A 25,163-nucleotide genomic window follows, 5' to 3' on the forward strand; every position below is an offset into this window, starting at 1 on the left:
GGATGTGGGGTGCGGCTACTTGATGGCGCCGAAGGACAGGCCGCGGACCAGTTTGTTCTGGGCGATCCATCCGCAGATGACGACGGGGAGGGCGGCCAGTACGGACGCGGCGGAGAGCTTCGCCCAGAACAGGCCCTGGCCGGACATGAAGCCGGTGAGCGCCACCGGCATCGTCTGGGCGTTGACCGCGGTGAGGTTCACCGCGAAGAAGAACTCGTTCCACGAGAAGATCACGCAGATCAGCGCGGTAGCGGCGATGCCGGGGGAGATGATCGGCAGGATCACCTCGCGCACCGACGTCCACAGTCCGGCACCGTCCATCCCCGCGGCCTCGAGCAGTTCGCTCGGCACCTCGAGGAAGAACGAGCGCATCATCCACACGGCGATCGGCAGGTTCATCGCGGTGTAGAGGATCACGAGCGTCCAGATGTTGTCGAGCATGCCGATCCGGCCGACGATCACGTACAGCGGGATGATCGCGGCCACGATCGGCAGCATCTTGGTGCTGATGAAGAAGAACAGCGCGTCCTGCGTCTTGCGCACGGGCCGCAGCGAGAGGGCGAACGCCGCGGGCACACCCAGCACCAGCACGAGCGTCGTCGAGATGATTGTGGCGAAGACCGAGTTGAGCAGCGGCACACCGATACCCGAGTCGAAGACGGCCTTGAACTGGTCCAGCGTCGGAACGAAGAAGACGGTCGGAGGCCGGGTCGCCGCGTCGCTCTCCTGCTTGAACGCCGTGAGCACCATCCAGAGCACGGGGAAGAAGAAGCCGATGGCGATGATCCAGGTCAGCGCTGTGAGGGCTCCGCCCTTGGGGTTTCGCCGCCGGCGGGGGACGATGGTCGTGGACATCAGGCTGCTTCCTCTCCGGCGCCGAAGCTCTTGAAGATCAGTCGGATCGCGAGTGTTGAGACGACGATCGTGCCGACCACGGTGACGACGCCCATCGCGGCGGCCTGACCGATGTCGAAGCCCAGGAAGGCGCGCTGATAGATGTAGAAGGGCAGGTTGGAACTCGCGACGCCCGGACCACCCGAGGTCATCATGTACACCGCGTCGAAGGTGTTGACCAGGTAGATCGCCCCGAGGACCGCCCCGAGCTCGATGAACCGCCGCAGGTGGGGCAGCGTCAGCTCCCGGAACAGGCGCACGCTGGTGGCGCCGTCGACCCGTGCCGCCTCCTGGACGTCGCGGGGCATGGACTGCAGGCCCGCGAGGATCAGCAGCATCATGAACGGTGTCCACTGCCAGACGAGCTCGGCTACCACGGACGCCAGCGGGTACTCGGAGAGCCAGTCGACGTGAATGCCGAGCGGGCTCAACACCCATGCGAGGAGGCCGTTCGTGGGGGAGAGCAGGCTCGTCTTCCACAGCAGGGCGGCGGCCACCGGAGTCACGAGGAAGGGGGTGATGAGCAGCGTGCGGACCACGCCGCGCCCCAGGAACTTCCGGTCCAGCAGCAGGGCCAGGATCAGCCCCAGGATCACCGACAGGACGACCGTGCCCACGATGAGCAGCACCGTGTTGAGCGTCACCGTCCAGAACTGGGTGTCGCGGAAGACCTCGACGTAATTGTTGAGCCAGTTGAACTTCCGCGAGCCGGGACGCACCAGGTTCCACGACTGCGTGGAGTAGTAGAGCGTGACCAGGAAGGGGATCTGCGTGACGATCACCATGAAGACCAGTGCCGGCAGCAGGGGGCCGCGCCGTCGCCACGCCTCGGCGCGGGTGATCCGGTCGCGCTTGGAGCGCAGGGGTGTCGCCGGCGGCGCTGCAGTCGGCGTGCTGGTCGTGGTCATCGTGCTGCTCCCGTCCGGTCCTGGCTGTCGCGATAGCTCTTCCCGACGACCTCGGCGTACTTCTGGGACTGGGCCAGCGCGTCGGCGACGGAGATCTGTCCGGCGATGGCGGCACTGATCTGCTGACTCACCCGGGTACCGAGGTCCTGGAACTCGGGAATCGCGAGGAACTGGATACCGGTGTAGGGCACGGGCTCCAGCGTCGGACGCGATTGGTCGGCGGCGAGCATCGAATCGAGCGTCTGCTTCGCGAAGGTCGACGACAGCTCCTTGTAGGCGGGAAGCTCATAGGTGGACAGGCGGCTGCCGGGGGGTACGCGGCTCGCCCCCAGCTTGTCGGCGACGCCGGCGATGTACTGCTTGCTCGTCATCCAGGAGATGAACTTCCACGCGTCACCGGCGCGGGTGCTCTTGGCGGGGATGCCGAGCGACCAGGTGTAGAGCCAGCCGTTGCCGGACTTCGCCATCCGCGGCGCGGGGAGATATCCGACCTGTCCGGCGATCTTCGAGGTTTCGGGGCTCTCGAGGGAGGAGACCGCAGCCGTGGAGTCGTACCACATGGCGGCCTGCCCCTGCGCCAGCAGATTCCCGCACTCCTGGAAGCCGGTGGAGGCGGCGCCCGCCTCGCCGTAGTCGCGCACGGTGTCGACGTAGAACTGCACCGCGTCCCGCATCTGCGGGGAGTCGAACTGCGGGTGCCACTGCTCATCGAACCAGCGACCGCCGAAGGCGTTGATCACGGTGTTCAGCGGCGCCAGCACCTCGCCCCAGCCCGGCTTACCGCGCAGGCAGATGCCCGCCACGTCGCGCGAGTGCAGCGTGCGGGCCGCGTCCGCGACCTCGGGCCACGTCGGCTCGGCGGGCAGGGTGATGCCTGCCTTCGCGAACATCTGCTTGTTGTACATGAGGAACGAGGACTCGCCGTAGAAGGGCACGGAGTACATCCGCCCCTGATACGAGAGCGCCTCGCGCAGCGTGGGGATGAAGTCGCCCGGATCGTACGACGGATCCCGGTCCATCAGGGTGGACAGGTCCGTGAGCCAGCCGTTCTGCGCCCACATCCGCGTCTCGTAGTTGCTGATCATCACGACGTCGAACTCGCCGCCGCCGGTGGAAACCGACGCGGTGATCTTGGCGCGCGCCTCGTTCTCGGACAGCGTGATGAACTTGAGTTTCACGCCGGGGTTGGCGCGTTCGAACTCGGGGGCCAGGCCCACCGCGTCCGTCATCTGCGAGTTCGACACCATGGCCACGGTGACGGCGGAGTCGCCCCCGTCGGTGAAGACACCCGCGCCGGAGCAGCCTGCGAGCAGTGCCGTCACGGCGGCGAGGCCACCTGCGGCCGCGGCGCGGCGTCGAGCGGATCTGCGGATCACGGTCATCCCTTCTGTTCGGTGAGCAGCCACTGCGCGGTCGGGCGGTCCGTGACCAGGGCGGTCGCGAAGCCGCCCCGCAGGGCGCCCAGGATCGATTCCCGGCGGTGTTCGCCGCCGGAGGTGAGAATCGCTGTGGGGCAACGCCGGATGTCCTCCAGCGGTACAGAGACCGTGCGGTCGACGAGCGACGAGGCGACCGGCGTCCCATCGAGTCCGTAGAAGCGACCGCCGATCTCGCCGACGGCCCCGAGCTCGTGGAGCTCGCCCAGGACCTCGGTGTCGATGTACGCGCCCTCGAAGAGAGTCGTGGAGGTCGAGACGGAGCCGACGCCGAAGAGCATCACCTCGGCGGAGCGGGCCGCCTCGAGCGCCTGCGAGACGATGGAATCGCGCTCGAGCGCGCGGACCGTGTCCGGGTCCGCGAACAGCGGCGCCACGAGCCGGACGGGCCGAGCGCCGAGCCGTTCGGAGAAGCGGCCGAGGGCGTGATCGACGCCGGTGTGGTACTCGACCGAGGTCATCGAGCCGTCCATCTGCACGACCCGGGCGCAGGTCGCGCCGCCGCCGAGCGCGTCCGCGACCGCCACCTGCTCAGGACCCCACGTGAAGCCGAAGGTGTCCGTCGGCTGCAGGCGACGGGTGAGGACCGAAGCGCCCGCGCGGCCCAGTGCGGCGTCTCCCGAGGGCGTCCCGTCGGCGTCTTCGGCGATGATCAGCGCCTCGGCGAGCCCGAACGCGGCCTCCAGGTCGCGTTCGAGGCCGGGATGGATCGAGTCCGCGAGGTGCGCCGGCGCGGCGACGGTCACGGTCACGAGGCCCTGCGCGCGGGCCCGGGCCACGAGGCGCCCCGCGGTGGGGCGGGAGACGCCGAGGCGTTCGGCGATCTGCGCCTGCGTCAGGCCCTCCAGGTGGTACATCGTGGCCGCGCGCACCAACAGGCGCAGATCGTGGCCGGGTTCCCCGGGGGTCCGCTGCGGTGATGTCACGCGATGCTCCGTCGATATCGTGAGCAAATGCTCACTAGCGGTGATAATGCTCACTACGCTAGCATCGAGAGTGTGACCCAGGCAACAGTTCCGAACGAAATGCGCGCCAGCGTGCTGTACCCCGGGGGCCGGATGACCCTCGAGACGAGGCCGGTCCCGAGACCCGATCCCGGGGACGTCCTCATCGAGGTCGCGGCGGTGGGAGTGTGCGGATCCGACACCCACTACCTGCGCCACGGCCGGATCGGCGCCTTCGTGGTGGAGGCGCCGCTCGTACTCGGGCACGAGGCGTCGGGCCGCATCGTGGCGGTGGGGCCGGGCGTCCCGGCGGCGCGGATCGGCGAGCGGGTCTCCATCGAACCGCAGCGCCCCGATCCGCACAGCGCCGAGTCGCTGCGCGGCGAGTACAACCTCTGTCCGGCCATGCGGTTCTACGCGACGCCTCCGGTCGACGGCGCGCTCGCCGAGTACGTGACCATCGGATCGGCCTTCGCCCACGCGATCCCCGACACCGTGTCCGACGAGGCGGCCGCGCTGTTCGAGCCGCTGTCCGTGGGTATCGCGGCGCTCCGGAAAGCGGCGGTCGGTCTCGGCGGCAGCGTTCTCGTCGCCGGCGCCGGGCCGATCGGACTGCTGTGCGCGCAGGTCGCGCGCGCGTCCGGGCTGACGCGGATCGTGGTCACCGACCCGGATCCGGCGCGGCGACGTGCGGCGGAACGGTTCGGCGCCACGATCGCCGCCGTGCCGGGGGAGGCCACCGTCGGGACGGGTTTCGACGCCTTCATCGACGCGTCCGGTGCGCCACCGGCGATCCGCGCGGGCATCCCCGCCGTCCGTCCCGGCGGTCGCATCGTGCTCGTGGGCATGGGCGCCGACGATCTGGCGCTGCCGGTCTCGCTGATCCAGTCCCGCGAGCTGGTCCTCACCGGCGTGTTCCGCTACGCCAACACCTGGCCCGCCGCGATCGCGCTCGCCGCGGCGGGCCGCGTCGATCTCGACGGCATGGTCACGGGCCGATTCGCCCTGGAGGACGCCGAGGCCGCGCTCAACGCCGACCGCGACCCGGGCGGCATCAAGGCCGTGGTGCGCCCCGGCGCCGCGCCGCACACCGAGGAGGAGTCATGACCGCACCCGTCGCACTGACCGCGGCCGCGCTACCCGTCATCCGGGGCGCATCCGTACCCGCGTACGACCGCGCCGCCGTCCGCCCCGGCATCGTTCACTTCGGCGTCGGAGGCTTCCATCGTGCCCACCAGGCCGTCTACGTCGATCGGCTGCTCGCGGCCGGGGCCGGCGCGGCGGGCTGGGGTATCTGCGGCGTCGGGCTACGGCCCGCCGACGCCGCGATGCGCGACGCCCTCGTGCCCCAGGACGGGCTCTACACGCTGACCCTCAAGCATCCCGACGGCGCTGTGGAGACCTCTGTCGTCGGGGCGATCGTCGACTACCTGTACGCCCCCGACGATCCCGAGGCGGTCGTCGAGCGGCTCGCGGCGCCGGAGACCCGCATCGTCTCCCTGACGATCACCGAGGGCGGGTACAACTTCTCCGCGACCACCGGCGATTTCGACACCGAGAACCCCGACGTGCGCCACGACCTGGAGGCGAACGGCGCGCCGCGCACCGTCTTCGGGTACGTCACCGAGGCCCTACGCCGGCGGCGCGCGCGGGGCGTTCCGGCGTTCACCGTGATGTCCTGCGACAACATCGAGGGCAACGGCCATGTCGCGCGACGGACGTTCACCGCCTTCGCCCGGCTCGCCGATCCGGGGCTCGCCGCGTGGATCGAGGGGACCGTCCGGTTCCCGAACTCCATGGTCGACCGGATCACGCCCGCGACGCCGGACGCGCTGCGCGCGGAGGTCGCTGCGCGCGCGGGAGTGGACGACCGCTGGCCGGTCGTCGCCGAGCCGTACACCCAGTGGGTGCTCGAGGACGATTTCGGCGCCGGGCGCCCGCACTTCGAAGACGTGGGGGTGCAGGTGGTCGACGACGTCGCTCCCTACGAGCTCATGAAGCTTCGTCTGCTCAATGCGGGGCACCAGGCGCTCGGACATTTCGCCCGCCTCCTGGGCTACGAATTCGTGCACGACGCGGCCGCCGATCCCGACGTCCGGACGCTGTTGCGGCGGTACATGCAGGATGAGGGCCGTCCGACACTGCGGCCGGTTCCGGGGATCGATGTCGACGACTACATCGACACCCTGCTGGAGCGGTTCTCCAACCCCGCGATCGCCGACACCGTCGCGCGCCTGTGCCAGGACGCCTCCGACCGGATTCCCAAGTGGCTCGTGCCCGTGATCACCGCGCGCCTCGACGACGGCGCCGCCGCCCCCCTGGTGGCGGCGGTGGTGGCGGCGTGGACGCGCGGCTGCGAGGGGACCGACGATGCCGGCGCGCCGATCGTCCTGAACGATCGCCACGCGCCGGATCTCGCGGAGCGCGCATCCCGCTCGCGGAGCGAGCCGCTCGCCTTCGTCGCGGTGCCCGACCTCTTCGGGGACCTCGCGCACCGGCCGGGCTTCACCGAGCCCTACCTGGCGGCGCTCGCGTCGCTGCGGGAGCGTGGAGCGCGCGCGACGTTGCGGGCGCTCCTGGCCGGCTAGCTCGGTCGGCGCTCCAGGACCAGGCCCATCGCCCTCCGGTAGCGGTGGTAGACCTCGTGCGTGGGGGCGGCGGAGAAGGTCTCGGCCGTGGGCCGCGGCCAGGCGGGTGCCGGTCCGTCGCCCCGGAGCGCCCACGCCGCCTGCCGCGCCGCACCGCGGGCGACGTACTCGCCGTCCGCGGGGAAGGCGACGTCGCGGCCGAGGATCGCGGGCGCGATCGCCCGCACCGCTGCGGAGCGTCCGCCGCCGCCCACCAGGAGGATCCGCTCCACCACGGTGCCCTGCGCGGTGATGGCGTCGAGGCAGAACCGCAGCGAGCACAGCAGGCCCTCCACGGCGGCCCGGGCGATGTTCTCCCGGGTGAGGTTCGCGCCGGTGACGCCCTGCAGCGCTCCTGTGGCGTTCGGCAGGTTGGGGGAGCGCTCCCCGGCGAAGAACGGGACGAGGACCAGGCCCTCCGCGCCGGGCGGGGCGGCCTGGGCGAGTCGTGCGAACTCCTCGAGGTCGGCCCCCAGCATGCGCGCGGTCGCCGCGAGCACCGGCGCGCCGTTCAGGGTGCACACGAGCGGGAGCTGATGCCCCGTGGCGTCCGCGAACCCGGCGACGATGCCCGACGGGTCCCGCGGCGCGGTCCCCGTCACGGCGCTCACCACGCCCGACGTCCCGAGGGAGACGATGCAGTCGCCGGGCCGGGCGTCGAGGCCCAGTGCGGCACCGGCGTTGTCGCCCGCGCCCGCGCCGAGCAGTGTGCCCCGGCGCAGCGGACCGTCGCCGATCCGGACCGGCACCGAGTCGGCCGGGCCGAGTACCCGGGGCAGTGCGGGGCGGCGCCCGCGGAGGGTGAGTTCGAGGATGTCCGTGCGGTACTCGCCGCTCGCGGCGCTGAAATAGCCGGTCCCCGACGCGTCGGAGCGGTCGGTGACGAGGGAGCCGAGGTCGCCGCCGCCGAGTCGCCAGGTCAGCCAGTCGTGCGGGAGGCAGACCGCCGCGGTCGCGTCCGCGTGGTCGGGCTCGGTGTCGGCGAGCCAGCGCAACTTCGCCGCGGTGAACGCGGCTACCGGTACCACGCCGACCGCGTCGGCCCACTGCTCCGCTCCGCCGAAGTCCGCGACGAGCTGATCCGCCGCGGTGGACGACCGGGTGTCGTTCCACAGCAGTGCGTCTCGCACGACCGCGCCGTCCCGGTCGAGGCACACCATGCCGTGCTGCTGCGCACCCACGGAGGCGGCCGCGACGTCGTCGAGACCGCCCGCGGATCGCGCCGCCGCGGCGAACGCCTCGAGCCACGCGGCGGGGGCGACCTCGGTGCCCGGCGGATGCGGGGCGGACCCGGAACGCACGACCTCGCCCGAATCCGCGTCGCACACCACGACCTTGCAGGATTGGGTGGACGAATCGACGCCGGCGACGAGGGGCATGGACGCGATCCTCTCAGACCGCCGAGCGGCACATGCACGTATCGCCATGGTGATCTTTGACAATGATTTTCATCACCGATTACACCTGTCGTCATGCCCAAGCACCTGCACCTCGCCGCACCCCTTCTCGCCGCCGCAGTCCTGGTCGCCGGATGCGGTTCCTCCCAGCCCGATCCGGCACCGTCGTCCGCCGCCTCCGACGGGTCCGATGCGGACGCCCCCGGGGGCGCGACCGAACAACGCCGTGCCGCACCGCGGCTCGCGATCACCTACGAGGGCGGGGTGCAGATCGTGGACGCGGGAACCCTGCGGGGGATCGCCGACATCCCCGGTGAGGGCTACCTCCGAGTGAATCCGGCGGGCGACGGGCGCCACGCCTTCCTGTCCGAGGGCACCGGCTTCCGGCTGCTCGACCTCGGCGCGTGGTCGGTGCCGCACGGCGATCACCAGCACTTCTACACCGCGGCGCCCCGTCGTACCGACATCCGGATCGAGGCACCCGAGCCCGGTCACGTGGTCCGCCACGACGGCCGCACGGTGCTCTTCTCCGACGGCACCGGCGCGGTCACCTCCATCCCGTCGGACAAGATCGGTGACCCGAACGCACCCCGCGCGACGTACACCGCCCCGAAGCCGCACCACGGCGTCGCCGTCGAGCGCGCCGACGGCTCGATGCTCATCACCCTCGGTGATGAGAAGACCCGCACCGGCGTCGCGATCCTCGACAAGGACCGCAAGGAGATCGCGCGCAACGAGGAGTGCGCGGGCGTGCACGGCGAGGGTGCGGCCGAGGGCGGCGTCGTGCTCTTCGGCTGCGAGGACGGCGTACTCATCGTGCGCGGCAATGAGATCGTCAAGACCGCGGCGCCGACCCCGGGCTACGCGCGCACGGGGAACGTCGCCGCCACTGAGGCGCACGCCGTGGTGCTCGGCGACTACAAGGTGGACAAGGCCGCGAAGCCGGAGCGACCCACGCGGGTCAGCCTGATCGACACCCGCACCGGCGCCGTGAAGCTCGTCGACCTGCCCGCCTCGTACAGCTTCCGGTCCCTCGCGCGGGGCCAGTTCGGCGAGGCGCTCGTGCTCGGTACCGACGGGGTGCTGCGCATCCTCGACCCGGAGACCGGTGCCGTCGTGCGGGAGGTCAAGGCGACCGCGCCGTGGACCGAGGACGCGAACTGGCAGGAGCCGCGGCCCGCCGTGTTCGTGCTGGGCTCCACCGCGTTCGTCACGGAGCCCACCACCAAGACGATCGTCGCGATCGACATCCCGTCGGGGAGCGAACTGCGCCGCGGCACCCTGGAGCACACCCCCGACGAGGTGTCGGGCGTCACCGGGGTCAGCGCGACTCACTAGTGTGAGGGCATGTTGCGGATCGGACTCACGGGCGGCATCGGCGCTGGCAAGTCGACGGTGGCGAAGGAACTCGCGGCGCTCGGCGCCGTCATCGTGGACGGCGACAAGATCGCTCGCGAGGTGGTCGAGCCCGGCACACCCGGCCTGGCCGCCCTGGTGGAGGCATTCGGGGAGGGGATCCTCGCCGAGGACGGCAGCCTGAACCGGCCCGCCCTCGCGGCGATCGCCTTCTCCGACGACGAGTCCCGCGCGAAGCTCAACGCGATCACGCACCCGCTGGTGGGCGCCCGCTCGGCCGAGCTGATCGCGGCTGCCGGACCGGACGCCGTGATCGTGCAGGACATTCCGCTGCTCGTCGAGAACAAGGTGGCGCCGATGTTCCACCTCGTGATCATCGTCTGGGTCGACGCGGAGGAGCGGGTCCGCCGCCTCGTGGGCTCGCGCGGGATGGCGGAGGACGACGCCCGCGCCCGGATCGCTGCCCAGGCCACCGACGAGCAGCGGCACGCCGTCGCCGACGTCTGGCTGGAGAACACCGGCACCGAGGACGCCACGCGGTCCGCGGTCCGCAGCCTCTGGGCGGACCGGATCGCGCCCTTCGCGGCGAACGTCGCCGGGCACCGTCCGGCCGCCGGTGCCCCGCGCGTCGCGGATCCCGCCTACGACGAGCGGTTGGTCGGCCGGCTGTGGGTCACCCTGGGCGCCGACGCCGCCTCCGTCACGGCCGACGGTGCCGTGGCCTCGGTGCTGCTCGCCGACGGCGTGACCGTCGACGCGGTCACCGACAAGCTCGGGGATGCGGGCTTCGCGGCGACCGGCGCCGGAGCCGGCGAGTTCGCGGGCTCCGACCCGGGGCGCGCCGTGACCGTGCGGGTGCGGCCTCAGACCGGTTCGGGTACCGCGTAGTAGTCCCGCACGTGCAGCGCCGCGAGCGGCGTCCAGCGCGGCGCCGGGCGCTCGGCCTCCGCCTCGCCCGCCGGTGCCGATGATCCGTACGACTGGAGCATCAGGGCGGTGACGGGTTCGTGATCGACGAGCGTCGCCAGCGCGTACGCCGCGGCGAGCACGTGCACGCACATGGTGCTGCGTGCCCTGCAGGAGCAGTCCGCGGCCTCCAGCGCGGGAGCGGGGCGCAACCCGCGCGCGATCAGCGCCGCGTGGATCGCGTCGTCGGGCTCGGTGCGCGACCCCAGCGCGTCGCGGAGCGCGGTCGCGACCGCCGGTGCCATCGGGGCGAATTCGAGGTGCGCCACCGAGGCGCTCGCGCCGCTGTGCACCAGGGCCGTGACACGCCGGTCGTCCAACTGCAGCGTGACGCCCCCGTTCCGGGCGAGCATACGGGCCCGGGGAGCGTGGGTGTTCGGGCTGCTCGCCGTGATCGGCTCCGCGATCCGGACGAGGTCGGCGCCCCAGGTCGTGAATCCGAAGGGGTTCGTGGCCATCTCAGTTCTCCCGGTTCCGACGCAGGACGTCCATCAGGCGCTCGTCGTCGAGCGCGGCCAGTTCGGTGACGATCGACCCGTCGTCGGCGTGCACACCGAGAAGCGCCTTGCGGCGGTGCATCTCGTCGATGTGCTCTTCGATGGTGGTCGCCGTCGTCAGCGTGGTCACGGTGACGGGCCGGTCCTGACCGATGCGGTGCGCGCGGTCCGTCGCCTGCGCCTCGACCGCCGGATTCCACCATCGGTCGTAATGCAGTACCTCGCTCGCCCGGGTGAGGGTGAGGCCGGTGCCGCCCGCCTTGAGGCTCATCACGAGGATCCCCGGACCGGCACCGGACTGGAAGTCGTCGGCGATCGCGGATCTCTCGGCGAGGGACAGGCCACCGTGGAAGAACGGGACCGTGGTCCCCAGCACGGAGCCGGCGGCCGCCGCGAGCAGCTCGCCCGTCTCCCGGTACTGGGTGAAGACCAGAGTCGGCCGGTGCGCCGCGACGTTCGCCCCGAGGATCTCCATCGCGACATCGAGCTTGCCGGACCGTCCCGGCTCCCAGGACGGCGCGGCACCGTCGAGCAGGCCCGGATGGTTGCAGATCTGCTTGAGTCCGGTGAGCACCGCGAGGAGACGGCCGTGGCGCTCGAGCCCGCTGCCGAAGCCGTCGTCCGCGGCGCGGGCGAGGACCGCGTCGTAGCGGCGCGCCTGCTCGTCGGTGAGGTCGCACAGCACGGGGTTGTCGATCTTCGGGGGCAGGGCGCCGGCGGCGCGGTCCTTGGTGCGGGCCAGCATCACCGGTGCGACGGCGGCGCGCAGGCGTCGCAGGGCACCGTCGTCCCCGGATTCGACGGCCCGGGTGAAGCGGCGCCGGAAGACCGCCTTCACAGGGAACATTCGCGGCGCGACGACCCGCAGGATCGCCCACAGGTCATCGAGCGAGTTCTCGATCGGCGTGCCGGTGAGGGCGATCCGGAACCCGGCGTCGAGATCTCGTGCTGCGCGCGACACCTGCGTCCGCGGGTTCTTCAGGGTGTGTGCTTCGTCGAAGACGACCGCTGTCCACCGGGTGGTCGCGAGCTCCGCCGCCGAGAGGCGGAGCCGGGCGTAGGAGACGACCGTGACCTCGCCCTGCAGCGCCGGCGCGAACCGGGCGATCTCCCGCCGCCAGTTGGTGGCGAGGCTCGTGGGGCACACCACCAGGTGGGGCCCCGGGCCGAGGCGGGTGAGCGCGCCGATCGCCTGCAGGGTCTTGCCGAGGCCCATCTCGTCGGCGAGGAGCGCGCCGCCGTGATCGTGCAGCGTCCGCAGCAGCCAGGCGACGCCGGCGGACTGATAGGGGCGCGGCTTCGCGTCGAGGTCGCCGGCGAGCGATGCCGCCGTGGCGGCGGTGTCGGCGAAGGCGCGGACCGCGTAGGCGGCGGACGTGACGGCGGTCCCCGTCGGATCGGGCTCGGCGTGCGCCGCGATCGGCAGCAACGCCTCCTCGCCGCGGCCCCGCGCGCTCCACGCGGTGAGCGAGGCGGACGGTCGTGCCCGCTCGGGCAGGGCCGTGACGTCGACGACGTCGCAGCGCACGTCCCGGACGGCGAGCGCGCCGTCCACGGGAACGACCAGCGGGAGAACGGTGCTGCGCGCCGGATCGTCGAGATGGTGCGAGGACCAGAGGGCGAACTGGTGGAGGTCGGGGAGGTACGTGACTTCGAGGCTCAGGGCGTGTCCTTCGCGGGAGTCTAATAGAGTACGTTGTACGGAGTACTCGAACAGTGTACACAGTACGGAGAATGATGTCGATGAATCCCGAGGACGAGGGTCGCGCGCTGGTCAGGCTCCTGTGGAGGTCCGAAGCGGAGGAGCCCGTCCGGGCCCGCAAGGGGCCCAAACAGCGGCTGACCGTCGACGAGGTGGTGGACTCGGCCATCGATCTCGCCGACGCGGAGGGCCTCGGCGCGGTGACCGTGCGCGCCCTCAGTGCGCGCCTGGGAGTAGGGCCGATGAGCGTCTACACCTACGTGCCGACCCGCGACGTGCTCGTGGCCCTCATGGTGGACGCGGTCGCGCTCGCGCAGCCTCCGGTCGAGCGCCTGGCGACGCTGCGCGACTCCCTCGTGGCCGCCGTCCGGGCGCGGCGGGACGAGTACCTCGCGCACACGTGGCTGCTCGACGCGCCGTCGTGGCGCGACGTCCTCGGGCCGGGACGGATCGGGCAGTACGAGGCGCAGCTCGCGCTGCTCGAGGAGCTACCGATCAGCGATCTCGAACGCGACTGGCTGATCGTGCTGTTGGAGAGTTTCGCCGCCGGCGCGGCGCGCAGCTCCGGTGCGCGCGGGGCCGCCTCGCGCCCCATGACCGACGCGCAGTGGTGGGAGGTCGTGGGTCCGGAGCTGGCGGCGATCATGCCGCCCGGCCGGTACCCGCTCGCGGGGCGTGTCGGCACCGCGGTTGGCGAGCACTACAGCGCGCCCGGCGATCCCGACGCCGGCTTCGCACTGGGGCTCGAAGTGCTGCTCGACGGCCTCGAGGCGCGGATCCCGGGTCTGCGGGAGGGGACCGCGCGGGACCTCAGCGCCACGTGATCGGCGCGCCCTCCGCGGCGAGCCAGGCGTCGACGCTGTGCCCGTGCGCCGCCGTGCCGGCGACGGCTCGCGCTGCCGCGTGCACCGCGCGCTCCGCATCCGGCGCGCTCACCAGTTCCGCGGCGGACGCGGCGAGCAGCTCGTCGACGTCGATCAGCTCGATCGGCCGGCCCGGGTGCTCGACCAGGTCGAGGTACCAGTCCTCGGTGTGCCAGACGTTCCCGTCGCGCCACACGCGGGCGACGTCGAGGTACACCCGCTGGTCGCGCTCGTTGCCCCGCGTGAAGTGGAAGACCGTCGCGCGCAGGTCGAACGCGGGCAATAGCCAGGACTCGATGGCATCGAAGCGGGGGTGGTCCGCGCGACGGAAGACGTACAGGCCGAAGGGCGTCTCCCGGAACTCCTCGACCTCGCGGACGAAGCCCTTGGGGTCGGTGTTCGTCATGGCCGGCGGGTCGAAGACCTCGCGCTTGGGCGGGTGCACCGCGCCGTCGTCGAGCGCGGCGTCGTCCGCCAGGCGCAGCACCAGCGTGACCTCGGTGCTTCCCCGAGGCCGGCCGGCGACGGCGCCCGACGGCCGGAACCCGTGGCGGCGCAGCAGCGCGCCGAGCTCGTCGTCATGCGAGCGCACGAGGATCCCGTCGAGGCCGGACGCCCGCTCGCGGGCCGCCGCGAGGAGCGCGGGCACGGCGTCCTCGGCCGCGTCGAGCACGGTCAGGTCGAGCCAACCGCCGCCCACCGCGCCGATGGCCGCCGCCCCGTCGACGGTGAGCTCGAAGGTCTCGTCCGTATCCATTCGTCCACGATACGACCCCTCGCGGGGATTCCCGGACGGCCGCGTCGCCCGGGGGCCAGCGTGGGACTGCCGGCCTGGACACCCCACGTACGATCTCAGCCGTGCCCCAGTACCTGCTCCTGACCGCACCCGCCGCCAACCGCGTCTACGCCGAGGCCGCGGCGTCGATGGTGCGCGCCGAGCTGACCGTGCTCAGCCGCGCCGCGCTGGCCGGCCGGGTCGGCCCCGTCGAGACCGCGACCGTCGCCGGCGTCGAATACCTCGCCTTCGAGGCCGACGAGCTGACCGCCCGTGACTTCGCCTTCCTCGGCCTGGCATCGGCGTTCTACGCGCTGTACGAGGCCGACGGTGAGCTGTTGCGTCCCGTGGCGGTGCCCTCGCCCGACCGGTATCCGTCGGATCTGCTCACGATCCTCAAGTACCAGGGCAAGACGAACGAGCAGTTCACGCGCCTCGTGCTCAACGTGACCGCGGCATCGACCGCCCGGCCCGGCGGACTGCTCGACCGCACGCTGCGCGTGCTGGACCCGGTGTGCGGCAGGGGCACGACGCTGAGCCAGGCCGTCATGTACGGCCTGGACACGGTGGGCATCGACGTCGACACCAAGGACTTCGAGCTCTACAGCTCCTTCTTCACCACGTGGCTCAAGGACCACCGGTTCAAGCACGCGGCGTCCACCACGCCGGTGCGGCGCGAGAAGTCGGTGATCGCCAAGAAGTACGAGGTGGACTTCGCGGCGGAGAAGGCCGACTATCTGGCGGGGAAGAAGCAGTCCCTGACCTTCTACGCCGCCGACACCCTTGTGACCTCCCAGCTGGTGAAGCCCGGCACCGTCGACGTGGTGATCGGGGACCTGCCCTACGGCGTCCAGCACGGCAGCCGCGGCCCCCGCGGACTGGTGCGCAACCCGCTCGATCTGCTCGAGGCCGCGCTGCCGGGCTGGGCCGGCAGGTTGCGCACCGGCGGCGCCATGGGACTGGCGTGGAACACCCGCGTCGCGCCCCGGGTGCGGGTGGCGGAGCTGCTCGAGTCCGCGGGCCTGACGGTGCTCGACGGCCCCGGCTACGACGATCTGCGGCACCGCGTGGACCGGGCGATCACCCGGGACGTGATCGTCGCGCGCAAGGACTGAGGGAGCGCCGCCGCTCGCGGCGAACTTGTCGGTGGGGCGGCCTAGGCTGGTCCCATGGCATTCGCGGCAGAGCAACCGGTGGTGGCGCACTCCGAGCATCGGCCCATCGGGGAGATCGAGCGGGCGTCGGCCGAGTTCACGGTGGTCAGCGAGTACGAGCCGGCGGGCGACCAGCCCACGGCCATCGCCGACCTCGAACGCAGGCTGAAGGCGGGCGAGCGGGACGTGGTGCTGCTGGGCGCCACCGGAACGGGCAAGTCGGCCACCACGGCCTGGCTGATCGAGAAGGTGCAGCGGCCCACGCTGATCATGGCGCCGAACAAGACCCTCGCGGCGCAGCTGGCGAACGAGTTGCGGGCGATGCTGCCGCACAACGCGGTCGAGTACTTCGTCTCGTACTACGACTACTACCAGCCCGAGGCGTATATCGCGCAGTCCGATACGTACATCGAGAAGGACTCGTCCATCAACGACGACGTGGAGCGGCTCCGGCACTCCGCCACCTCGTCGCTGTTGTCGCGGCGGGATGTCGTGGTGGTCGCCTCGGTGTCGTGCATCTACGGTCTCGGCACCCCGCAGAGCTACCTCGACCGGTCGGTCCAGCTCGAGGTGGGGCAGGAGGTCGACCGGGACGCGCTGTTGCGCCTGCTCGTCGACGTGCAGTACAGCCGCAACGACACGGCCTTCACCCGGGGCTCGTTCCGCGTCCGCGGCGATACCGTCGAGATCATCCCCTCCTACGAGGAGCTCGCGATCCGGATCGAGTTCTTCGGAGACGAGATCGAGGCGCTGTACTACCTGCACCCGCTCACCGGCGACATCGTGCGCCAGGTCGACGACCTGCGCATCTTCCCCGCCACGCACTACGTCGCCGGTCCCGAGCGGATGGCCCGTGCGATCGAGGGCATCGAGGCCGAGCTCGAGGAGCGTCTGGCGGAGTTCGAGCGCCAGGGGAAGCTGCTCGAGGCCCAGCGGCTGCGGATGCGCACGCAGTACGACGTGGAGATGATGCGCCAGGTCGGCTTCTGCTCCGGCATCGAGAACTACAGCCGGCACATCGACGGGCGCGAAGCGGGCTCCGCGCCGGCCACCCTCATCGACTACTTCCCGGAGGACTTCCTCCTGGTGATCGACGAGTCCCACGTGACGGTTCCGCAGATCGGTGCGATGTTCGAGGGCGATGCATCGCGCAAACGCAACCTCGTGGACTTCGGCTTCCGGCTGCCCTCCGCCGTCGACAATCGCCCGCTGACCTGGGAGGAGTTCGAGGGCCGGATCGGGCAGACGGTGTACCTGTCCGCGACGCCGGGCCAGTACGAGCTCGGCCAGACCGGCGGCGAGTTCGTCGAGCAGGTGATCCGCCCCACGGGGCTGGTGGATCCGCAGGTGGTCATCAAGCCGACCAAGGGGCAGATCGACGACCTCATCCACGAGATCCGCGATCGCACCGAGAAGGACGAGCGGGTCCTCGTCACCACCCTCACCAAGAAGATGGCGGAGGACCTCACCGACTACCTGCTCGAAGCGGGTATCCGCGTCCGGTACCTGCACAGCGACATCGATACGCTGCGCCGCGTGGAACTGCTGCGGCAACTGCGGCTCGGCGAGTACGACGTGCTGGTCGGTATCAACCTGCTCCGTGAGGGCCTCGACCTCCCCGAGGTCTCGCTGGTCGCGATCCTCGACGCCGACAAGGAGGGCTTCCTCCGTTCCACCACCTCGCTCATCCAGACGATCGGCCGCGCGGCCCGCAACGTCTCGGGGGAGGTGCACATGTACGCCGACAAGGTGACCGAGTCGATGCGCGTCGCCATCGAGGAGACCGAGCGCCGACGGGAGAAGCAGATCGCCTACAACAAGGAGATGGGCGTCGACCCGAAGCCGCTGCGCAAGAAGATCGCCGACATCCTCGACCAGGTGTACACGGAGGCCGACGACACGGAGCAGGCGATCGGCGGCTCGGGCCGCAACGCTACTCGCGGCCGGCGCGCCCAGGGCGAGCTGCGCTCGGCGTCCGCCGTGAGCGCCGGCATGTACGAAGGTGAGGACGTGAAGTCGATGCCGCGGGCCGAGCTCGCGGACCTGATCTCCGAGCTCACCGATCAGATGATGAACGCGGCGCGCGAGCTGCAGTTCGAGCTCGCGGGCCGCATCCGCGACGAGATCGCCGATCTGAAGAAGGAACTGCGCGGAATGGACGCCGCCGGTTTGCAATGACCTGCGAATCGCGTTACACAGGTCGCACCGGTGTGTCCCCTGCCGCAAACTGCCTGTTCCCGGGGACAATGAGGCTATTGTGTCGGAGAAGTATTGCCAGGGCATTCCCGTGGCAGAACTCCGCTGGAGAAATGTAGAGAAAGAGGAGACTCGATGAGTGGCTACAGCACGATCGTCGTCGGCACCGACGGCTCGGAGTCGTCGCTGCGCGCCGTGGAGCGCGCCGCTGCACTGTCCGGCGACGCGAAGCTGGTGATCGCCTGCGCCTTCCTGCCCAGCGAGGGCGCCGATCCCGCGGCCGCCGACATCCTGGGCGCCGACGCGTACCAGCTGCAGGGTGCGAACCCCGTCAACGACATGCTGCGCACCGCCGAGGGACGCGCCGTCAAGGCCGGCGCCACCAACGTCGAGAAGCGGGCCATCAAGGGGCAGCCGGTGGACGCCCTGCTCGATCTGGTCAAGTCGCTGCCCGAGCCGGCTCTGCTCGTCGTGGGTAACAAGGGCATGAACTCCCTCACCGGCCGGCTGCTGGGCTCGGTGCCCTCGGATGCGGCCCGCAAGACGTCCGTGGACATCCTCATCGTCCACACCACGTAGTACCCGCCTCAGGCCTCCAGAGCGCGCAGCGCGCGCGGCAGCGACCCGGACGTGACCACGGTCAACGTCTGGGTCGCTCGCGTCAGGGCCACATACAGGTCGCGGAGCCCGCGATCGAACTCCACCTCGGCGGGCTCTCCCACGATCAGGCCCGGTTCCACCACGATCACGTGATCGAACTCCAGGCCCTTGGAATCCCGCACGCTCATCACCCGCACGCTCGGGGCCGTCAGGCGGCGCAGCGGGGCCACGAGGCTCGACGGAGCCAGCACCGCCGTCAGGCGGTCCTCGTCGCGCGGGAGCTCGTCGCGCACGGCTTCGACGAGAGGGCGGTCCCCGTCGACCCGGACCAGCCGCGGTGGTTCGGCTCCCGCTCGCACCGAGGTCGGCGGCGACAGCGCCGGATCGATCTCGGCCAACACGTCCGCCGCGAGGTCCATGATCTCCTCGGGCGTGCGGTAGTTCACCGTCAGCTCCGATACGGAGAACCGGCCGGGGACGTACGGGTCGAGGGCCTCGCCCCAGCTGGTCATCCCCGCCGCGTCGCCGGTCTGCGCGGTATCGCCGACCAGCGTCATCCAACGGTTCGGGCTGCGTCGCATCAGCATTCGCCACGCCATCGCCGAGAGTTCCTGCGCCTCATCGACGATGACGTGGCCGAAGGTCCACGTCCGGTCGTCGCGGGCGCGGTCGGCGGTGGAGTTGAACTCGCGCACCGTCTGCCGCTGTGCGAGCTGCTCGGCATCGATCAGGTCGTACGCCATGAGGATCTCGGCGTCGAACTCGTCGTCCAGGTCCTGGGGCGCCGAGCCGGTCAGGATGTCGAGTGCCTCCTGCGCCTCCTCGAGACGCTGCCGCCACTGGCGCTCCGCCTCGTCGGCGTCCGCGTCGTCGTCCCCCAGGAACTCGGCGATCTCGTCGAGTAGCGGTGCGTCGGCGGGGGAGAAGGCGGGCTTGCCGTCCGCCCCCGTCGTGGGCGCCCGGCGGAGTTCGGCGCGCTCCGCATCGGTCAGGTCCGGGGCGGCTTCGGTGAGCCGGTCCTCGTCGCGCAGCAGCTCCGTCAGGACGCGCTGCGGCGTCAGGGCCGGCCACAGCTGATCGAGGGCACCGAGGACCTCGCGATCCTGCGCCAGTTCGTCGCGGATGTCGGAGATGTCGGTGCGGGAGAGCAGCATCGTGTTGTCCACCACTGAGGAGCCGATCGTCGCCGCGTGCTGTGCGGCGAGGGCGTCCAGCGCGGACTGCCGGAAGATCGCGCGCGCCGTGTTGTGGGGCCGCCGCGACGAGCGGGCGCGCCCCCGCGCCCGGGTGGCGAGCTTCTTGTCGATCGTGAGGGGGTAACCGTCGAACTTCAGCACGATGGGCTCGTCGGGCACCGTCTGCCACCCCCGGACCGCCTGCTTGAGTACCTCGACCATGGCGGTCGAGCCCTTCAGGCGCGCGGCCGCCGCCGTGTCCTCCAGTGTCGCGACGACCCCGGGGAACAGGTCGCCGATGGTGCTCAGCAGGACACCCGTCTCACCGAGGCTGGGGAGCACCTGACTGATGTAGTTGAGGAAGGTCTCGTTGGGACCGACGATGAGGACGCCCGTGCGGGAGAGGTTCTGCCGGTAGGTGTAGAGCAGGTACGCGGCGCGGTGGAGCGCAACGGCCGTCTTGCCCGTGCCCGGCCCGCCCTGCACGACGAGGACGCCGCGGTGCTCGGACCGGATGATCGCGTCCTGCTCCCGCTGGATCGTCTCGACGATGTCGGCCATGTGTCCGTTGCGCGCCCGGTTCAGCGCGTCCACCAGCGCGGACTCCCCGGCCACGTTCGAGCCGAGGCCCTGCCCGGCGTCGTCGAACTCCGCACCGGTCAGGGTGAGCCGCTCCGCGACCACCCCGGTGAGGTCGCGGCCCCGTGTCCGGACGTGCCGGCGCACCGCGACGCCCTCCGGCTGCGCGGGCGTCGCCAGGTAGAACGGGCGGGCCAGCGGCGCCCGCCAATCGAGTAGGAGCGTGGAGAGGTCGTCGTCGTCATCGAGGACACCGATGCGGCCGATCCGCCGGACGGCGTCGGCAGTGCCGCCGTGTGCGCCGTCGGCCATATCGAGCCGGCCGAAGTAGAGGTTCTGCTCCGCCGCGTCGTACTTCGCGATGTCGTCCGTGTAGAGCTGGTGATACGAGTCCCGCTCGGAGATCTCCTGCGGGTTCTCTCCGACCTCCTGCAGGTTGTCGGCCCGTCGGCGGTTCGCGGTGCTCCGCATGGCATCGATCCGGGCGTACACGCGATCGAGGTGGGCCTGCTCCTCGGCGAGCAGGGGATCGACGGCGTCGGTGGTCACGGGGCTCCTCGTGGACGGCAGCGATGAATCAGACCGTCCATTGTCCACGATCCGCGGAATCCGCGCTGTGACCCCGACGTCACCGCCGGATGATCGTCCTCACCATGAGGTAGCCGAGCAGGAGGGTGAAGGCCAGGAGGATGAGTCCGACCGCGAGACTCGTTCCGTCCTGGCGGTCGACGAAGGCGTAGCCGACGGAGGGCACACCGATGAAGGCGAGGAGGAACAGTATCGCCGCCGCGCGCCGCGTCCGCCGGTTGTCGGGCGGGGGAGTCTCGACGTCGCCCGTGCTGAGGCGCTTGCGTGCGCTGACCGGGTCGACCCGGGTTTCGTCGTCCGGAGCGGGGTTCACGCCGGATCCGTCCCGGCGTAGTCGGGCAGGTCGAGGCCGTTGATCGCGCGCTCGATGACGGCCATGTCCCAGTCCTCGGGCGACGTGGCCGGCGGTTCGCCGGGAGCGGGGACGGTGCGACTGGCCGCGTTCCACTGTCCGACCTGCTGGTTCGCGTCGACCATCGGGCGTAGGAGGCGCTCGTACGCGGCGAACGCCGGCTCCGGCTGCCACTGCGCGGCTGCGAGTTCCCCGGCGAGCACGTAGGCGCCCACCAGCGCGAGGCTGGTGCCCTGCCCGGACATCGGCGACGAGCAGAACGCGGCGTCGCCGAGCAGCGCTACGCGTCCGGTCGACCAGCGGTCCATCACGACCTGCGCGACGGCGTCGAGGTAGAAGTCCTCGGCGCCGTCGGCGTGCGCGAGGATCTGCGGCGTGAGCCAGCCGAGGCCCGCCATCTTGTCGCGGAGCAGGGCCTTCTGGCCGTCGGGATCGCGCCGAGCGAGCTCCCCCTCGGTGGCGCTGAACGAGAACAGCGCCATGCCGAGCGCGGCGTCGCGGATCGGGCGCAGGCCCGCCGACCTGCCCGGGACCACGCAGTCGAGCAGCCAGCGGTCGAGCCCGAAGTCGTTGGGCACGGTGTAGAAGGCCATGGCGTGGCCGAGGTGCCGGAGGTACCGCTCGGGCGGCCCGAAGGCGAGCGCACGGAGCGAGGAGTGCAGGCCGTCGGCGCCGACGACGAGGTCGAACCGGCGCGTGGGACCGTCCGCGAAGGTGACGTCGACCCCGTCGGCGTCCTGTGTCAGCGCGGCGATCCGATCGCCGAAGACGTACCCCACCCGGTCGCGGGTGGCGTCGTGGAGCACCTGCGAGAGGTCGCCGCGCAGGATCTCGATGTCGGCGATGAAGCCGTCGCCGCCGTCGTCCTCGGCGCTGAAGGTCTGCAGGACGGCACCGTCCTCGTCGACGAACCGGGCGCCCGCCGTCTCGGTGCGTGCGGCGCGGACCTGCTCGTCGAGCCCCATCCGGCGGATCACCTCCCGCGCGACGCCGCGCGCGTCGACCGCCTGCCCACCGGGGCGGAGCGCGGGTGCCCGCTCGACGACGGTGACCTCGGCGCCGTAGTGCGTGAGCCAATGCGCGAGTGCGGGACCGGCGATGCTCGCGCCGGCGATCAATACCCTGGGGCCGGGCATGGGGTGTCCTCGATCGTTCGTGGAAACAACGGTGGGGATCATTGTGGCCCAGGATCGCCGTGCGCGGCGTTGTACCGCGCCTTCTTCTCCTTGTTGCCGCAGGTGTTCATCTCGCACCAGCGCCGGCTGCGGCTGCGGCTGGCGTCGAAGAACGCAGCCCGACAGGTGGGCGATGCGCACAGTGCCCAGCGCCCGTCCCGTTCGCCGCTGAGCAGCGCGATGGCATCGGCGGCGACCACGCCGAGGGCGTCCTCGGCCTCGGCGCCGCGCGTGAGCCTCCAGTGGCGTTCGCGGTGCGGGCTCAGGACAGCGGCGGCGCGGCCGCGGGCGCTGTGCGCGTTGATGACGCGCACAGCGCTCTGCGGGAGTGGCTCGTCCTGCGCGGCGGCGGTCGCGGCACGGTGGATCGCTTCGCGCAGTTCCAGCGCACGCGCCCGGGCGTCGTCGTCGCACGACCCGATGGGCAGCCCGACGGCCTCGAACCAGTCGGCCAGCCGGTGCGCCGTCGGCACGCGCTCCACGGGATCGCCGGCGCGTTCCGTGAGCGTCGCGGTGAAGCTCGTGGCCAGGACGCTGCCGAGGCGGAAATCGGGTGACGGAGCCATGGAACCACCATAGCCGGTTGTCGAGAGGTCCGAGGTGATGATAGAACCGGCATAGACGGTTCAGAACGCAGCCGCTTCAGGGTGACGTTCAGGAGGTCGGTCATGCCCCGTTCCGATGACATCGAGACGTTCGAGATCCACGTCGCCGACGCGGACCTCGAGGATCTGCGCGCGCGGTTGGGCGCCGCGCGGCTCCCGGAGCCCGAGACCGTCCGCGGCTCCGCGGAGGGGCGGCGGCGCTGGGATCAGGGGGTTCCGCTCGCCGACCTCGTCGAGCTCGTGGCCTACTGGCGCACCGACTACGACTGGCGACCGTTCGAGGACCGTCTGCGGCGCATCGGTCAGTTCCGCACCACCATCGACGGCCTCGGCATCCACTTCCTGCATCGGAGGTCGCCGCGCACCGACGCGACGCCGCTGCTGATGACGCACGGCTGGCCCGGGAGCGTCGCGGAGTTCGTCGACGTCGTGGACGCGCTGACGGATCCTGCGGACGAAACCGCTCCCGCGTTCCACGTCGTGATCCCGTCGCTGCCCGGGTTCGGGTTCAGCGACAAGCCGTCAGCGCCGGGGTGGGGGACGGAGAGGATCGCCGCCGCATGGGTCGAGCTGATGGGACGACTCGGCTACTCCCGGTTCCTGGCGCACGGCGGCGACTGGGGCGGGAACATCACGACAGTGCTGGCGGGCCGATTCCCGGACCGCGTCCTGGGCATCCACACGACCTTCGCGGAGGGACCGCCCGGACTGACCACGGAGGGACTCACCCCGGTGGAGCGCCGCTGGGCCGCGGAGACCGCGGACTTCTGGACGAACCGCGCCGGGTACGCCAAACAGCAGGCGACCCGGCCGCAGACCATCGGGTACTCGCTCGTCGATTCGCCCGTGGGACTCCTCGCCTGGATCCTCGACAAGTTCGCCGAGTGGTCGGACACCGAGGACAGCCCGTTCGAGACGCTCTCGCGCGACCGTGTTCTCGACGACGTCACGCTGTACTGGCTGACCCGCTCCGGGGCCTCCGCCGCGCGGATCTACGCCGAGAGCCACGCGTCGCTCGACCCGGATCTGCGCGTCGACGTCCCGGCGGCGATCACGATCTACCCCCGCGATATCGAGAAGTACCCGCGACCGTGGTCGGAGCAGCGGTACCGGCGCATCGTCCGATGGCGGTCACCCGCGCGCGGGGGTCACTTCCCGTCATTGGAGGTTCCCGAACTGTTCGTCCAGGACCTCAGAGAGGGGCTCGCGGCGGTACTCGCCGGCGCACGGTGATCCCACGGCGTGAACGTGGGTACGGCCCGGCTCCTGTTGCGTGACGTCGGCGAACCCGAGGCGGTTCATCGCGGCCGCGCTGCACACTGGACGCATGACGCGGTGGGTGCTGCACGTCGACATGGATCAGTTCTTGGCTGCGATCGAGATGCGGCGTCGCCCCGAGCTGGTGGGCTTGCCGGTGGTCGTCGGCGGACGCGGCGACCCGACCGAACGGGCCGTGGTGTCGACGGCGTCGTACGAGGCCCGCGCGTTCGGCATCCGGTCCGGCATGCCGCTGCGTATCGCCGCCAAGCGATGTCCCGACGCCGTCTTCCTCCCGGTGGACTTCCCGGTCTACGAACAGGTGTCCGCCGAGGTGATGGGCACGCTGCGGGCCCTCCCGGACGCGGACGTGCAGGTGCTGGGCTGGGACGAGGCCTTCGTCGGGCTGGTCACTGAGGACCCGGCCGCGGCGGCCGCCGCCATCCAGCGGGCCGTGCTCGCGAAGACCGGCCTGCATTGCTCGATCGGGATCGGCGACACCACTGTCCGTGCGAAGAACGCCACCGACCTCGGGAAGCCCCGGGGAACGTTCCAGCTCACGCGCCAGAACTGGCTCCCGGTGATGGGAGGCAGGCCCGTGCGCGACCTGTGGGGAATCGGCTCGCGCCTGTCCCAGCGCATGGCCGGACTGGGCATCGCCACGGTCGCGGATCTCGCCGCGGCGGACGAGATCGCCCTTGCCGCGGAGTTCGGTCCGCGCACCGGCCCGTATCTGCTGGGGTTGGGGCGGGGCGCGGGGCCCGACCGGGTCGACGAGACGCCGTGGGTCGCTCGTGCCCACGGGCACGAGCGGACGTTCCAGGAGGACCTCGCGACACCCGAGCAGGTCCGCGCCGCGCTCGACGAGCTCGCGGGCGCAGTCGCGTCGGATCTGCGGGACGAGGGCCGCCCATGCATGCGGGTGCACGTGAAGGTCCGGTTCGCGCCATTCTTCACCGTCAACCGCGTGCGGAAGCTGCCCGAGCCGACCTTCGACCCGGCGAGCATCGCCGATACCGCCGAGGCGCTGTACCGAGCCCTCGACGACGATCGCCCGGTTCGGCTGTTGGGCGTGCGTGGTGAGATGGTGCCGCCGGAGGGCGGCTACCCCTGATCG

General features: G+C 71.3%; 22 protein-coding genes. 10 read left to right on the top strand and 12 right to left on the bottom strand.

The features are described 5' to 3' along the window. Positions 1-15: 15 nt before the first annotated feature. From FK530_RS16645 to FK530_RS16660, 4 genes are read right to left on the bottom strand one after another with little or no spacing between them, the layout of a single operon-like run. On the bottom strand, positions 16-855 hold the full coding sequence (locus FK530_RS16645) for a carbohydrate ABC transporter permease (protein ID WP_146488105.1): 840 nt from the start codon (positions 853-855) through the stop codon (positions 16-18). Then, entirely contained in the window at positions 855-1,802 is a 948-nt protein-coding gene (locus FK530_RS16650; protein WP_146488106.1) for a carbohydrate ABC transporter permease, read from the bottom strand. Before FK530_RS16650 ends, FK530_RS16645 begins: the two co-directional genes overlap by 1 nt. After that, positions 1,799-3,184 (bottom strand): ABC transporter substrate-binding protein, encoded by a 1,386-nt coding sequence (locus FK530_RS16655; RefSeq protein ID WP_146488107.1) that lies wholly within the window; start codon positions 3,182-3,184, stop codon positions 1,799-1,801. The genes FK530_RS16650 and FK530_RS16655 overlap by 4 nt, the downstream gene beginning before the upstream one ends. Further along, positions 3,181-4,164 carry a sugar-binding transcriptional regulator gene (locus tag FK530_RS16660; RefSeq protein WP_146488108.1) on the bottom strand — a complete coding sequence of 328 codons (984 nt, stop codon included), beginning with the start codon at positions 4,162-4,164 and terminating at the stop codon, positions 3,181-3,183. Before FK530_RS16660 ends, FK530_RS16655 begins: the two co-directional genes overlap by 4 nt. Before the next feature lie 99 nt (positions 4,165-4,263). Here FK530_RS16660 and FK530_RS16665 point away from each other — a divergent pair, with 99 nt between their 5' ends. Next, entirely contained in the window at positions 4,264-5,289 is a 1,026-nt protein-coding gene (locus tag FK530_RS16665) for an NAD(P)-dependent alcohol dehydrogenase (RefSeq protein ID WP_146488168.1), read from the top strand. Further along, positions 5,286-6,770 carry a mannitol dehydrogenase family protein gene (locus FK530_RS16670; protein WP_146488109.1) on the top strand — a complete coding sequence of 495 codons (1,485 nt, stop codon included), beginning with the start codon at positions 5,286-5,288 and terminating at the stop codon, positions 6,768-6,770. The genes FK530_RS16665 and FK530_RS16670 overlap by 4 nt, the downstream gene beginning before the upstream one ends. Here FK530_RS16670 and FK530_RS16675 read toward each other — a convergent pair. Beyond that, positions 6,767-8,188: an FGGY family carbohydrate kinase gene (locus tag FK530_RS16675; RefSeq protein ID WP_146488110.1), complete on the bottom strand. Its 1,422-nt coding sequence runs from the start codon at positions 8,186-8,188 to the stop codon at positions 6,767-6,769. The two genes, FK530_RS16670 and FK530_RS16675, sit on opposite strands and share 4 nt — an antisense overlap. A gap of 93 nt (positions 8,189-8,281) precedes the next feature. Between FK530_RS16675 and FK530_RS16680 the strand changes: the two genes are divergently transcribed. Together FK530_RS16680 and coaE are read left to right on the top strand one after the other, a co-directional pair. Then, positions 8,282-9,544 carry a hypothetical protein gene (locus FK530_RS16680; RefSeq protein WP_146488111.1) on the top strand — a complete coding sequence of 421 codons (1,263 nt, stop codon included), beginning with the start codon at positions 8,282-8,284 and terminating at the stop codon, positions 9,542-9,544. Between the two features lie 9 nt (positions 9,545-9,553). Beyond that, on the top strand, positions 9,554-10,450 hold the full coding sequence (gene coaE, locus FK530_RS16685) for a dephospho-CoA kinase (protein ID WP_146488112.1): 897 nt from the start codon (positions 9,554-9,556) through the stop codon (positions 10,448-10,450). On the opposite strand, the gene FK530_RS16690 is transcribed toward coaE, so the two are convergent. Both FK530_RS16690 and FK530_RS16695 read right to left on the bottom strand, forming a co-directional pair. Continuing rightward, positions 10,426-10,986 carry an SWIM zinc finger family protein gene (locus FK530_RS16690; protein WP_146488113.1) on the bottom strand — a complete coding sequence of 187 codons (561 nt, stop codon included), beginning with the start codon at positions 10,984-10,986 and terminating at the stop codon, positions 10,426-10,428. The genes coaE and FK530_RS16690 overlap by 25 nt on opposite strands. Position 10,987: 1 nt before the next feature. After that, on the bottom strand, positions 10,988-12,580 hold the full coding sequence (locus FK530_RS16695) for a DEAD/DEAH box helicase (protein WP_231706674.1): 1,593 nt from the start codon (positions 12,578-12,580) through the stop codon (positions 10,988-10,990). A gap of 188 nt (positions 12,581-12,768) precedes the next feature. Between FK530_RS16695 and FK530_RS16700 the strand changes: the two genes are divergently transcribed. Beyond that, a complete protein-coding gene (locus FK530_RS16700) occupies positions 12,769-13,551 on the top strand; it encodes a TetR/AcrR family transcriptional regulator (protein WP_146488115.1) in 783 nt (260 codons plus the stop codon). On the opposite strand, the gene FK530_RS27300 is transcribed toward FK530_RS16700, so the two are convergent. Further along, positions 13,538-14,347, bottom strand: coding sequence for a ribonuclease FAU-1 family protein (locus tag FK530_RS27300; protein ID WP_410468457.1), 810 nt, complete (start codon positions 14,345-14,347; stop codon positions 13,538-13,540). The genes FK530_RS16700 and FK530_RS27300 overlap by 14 nt on opposite strands. Positions 14,348-14,448: 101 nt before the next feature. On the opposite strand from FK530_RS27300, the gene FK530_RS16710 reads away from it, so the two are divergent. The 3 genes from FK530_RS16710 (at position 14,449) to FK530_RS16720 (ending at position 18,294) form a co-directional block, all read left to right on the top strand. After that, positions 14,449-15,480, top strand: a complete 1,032-nt coding sequence (locus FK530_RS16710; RefSeq protein ID WP_146488116.1) for a TRM11 family SAM-dependent methyltransferase — start codon at positions 14,449-14,451, stop codon at positions 15,478-15,480. A gap of 54 nt (positions 15,481-15,534) precedes the next feature. Next, positions 15,535-17,697 (top strand): excinuclease ABC subunit UvrB, encoded by a 2,163-nt coding sequence (gene uvrB, locus FK530_RS16715; RefSeq protein ID WP_146488117.1) that lies wholly within the window; start codon positions 15,535-15,537, stop codon positions 17,695-17,697. Positions 17,698-17,850: 153 nt separating this feature from the next. Continuing rightward, positions 17,851-18,294 carry a universal stress protein gene (locus tag FK530_RS16720; RefSeq protein WP_146488118.1) on the top strand — a complete coding sequence of 148 codons (444 nt, stop codon included), beginning with the start codon at positions 17,851-17,853 and terminating at the stop codon, positions 18,292-18,294. Between the two features lie 8 nt (positions 18,295-18,302). Here the strand turns inward: FK530_RS16720 and FK530_RS16725 are convergent, their stop codons facing one another. The 4 genes from FK530_RS16725 to FK530_RS16740 all read right to left on the bottom strand — a co-directional run bounded on the left by FK530_RS16725 (position 18,303) and on the right by FK530_RS16740 (position 22,750). After that, entirely contained in the window at positions 18,303-20,618 is a 2,316-nt protein-coding gene (locus FK530_RS16725; RefSeq protein ID WP_500486567.1) for a HelD family protein, read from the bottom strand. 79 nt (positions 20,619-20,697) lie between these two features. After that, positions 20,698-20,970 carry a hypothetical protein gene (locus FK530_RS16730; RefSeq protein WP_146488119.1) on the bottom strand — a complete coding sequence of 91 codons (273 nt, stop codon included), beginning with the start codon at positions 20,968-20,970 and terminating at the stop codon, positions 20,698-20,700. Further along, positions 20,967-22,145: an FAD-dependent monooxygenase gene (locus FK530_RS16735; protein WP_146488120.1), complete on the bottom strand. Its 1,179-nt coding sequence runs from the start codon at positions 22,143-22,145 to the stop codon at positions 20,967-20,969. The genes FK530_RS16730 and FK530_RS16735 overlap by 4 nt, the downstream gene beginning before the upstream one ends. Before the next feature lie 38 nt (positions 22,146-22,183). Next, positions 22,184-22,750, bottom strand: coding sequence for a CGNR zinc finger domain-containing protein (locus FK530_RS16740; RefSeq protein ID WP_146488121.1), 567 nt, complete (start codon positions 22,748-22,750; stop codon positions 22,184-22,186). 102 nt (positions 22,751-22,852) lie between these two features. Here FK530_RS16740 and FK530_RS16745 point away from each other — a divergent pair, with 102 nt between their 5' ends. Further along, positions 22,853-24,022, top strand: coding sequence for an epoxide hydrolase family protein (locus tag FK530_RS16745; RefSeq protein ID WP_146488122.1), 1,170 nt, complete (start codon positions 22,853-22,855; stop codon positions 24,020-24,022). Between the two features lie 94 nt (positions 24,023-24,116). Continuing rightward, complete coding sequence (locus tag FK530_RS16750) at positions 24,117-25,160, top strand: DNA polymerase IV (protein ID WP_146488123.1); 1,044 nt, start codon at positions 24,117-24,119, stop codon at positions 25,158-25,160. Positions 25,161-25,163 lie beyond the last annotated feature (3 nt).

Origin of the sequence: Tsukamurella conjunctivitidis (assembly GCF_007858475.1) — a bacterium.
Classification (GTDB): Bacteria; Actinomycetota; Actinomycetes; order Mycobacteriales; family Mycobacteriaceae; genus Tsukamurella; species Tsukamurella conjunctivitidis.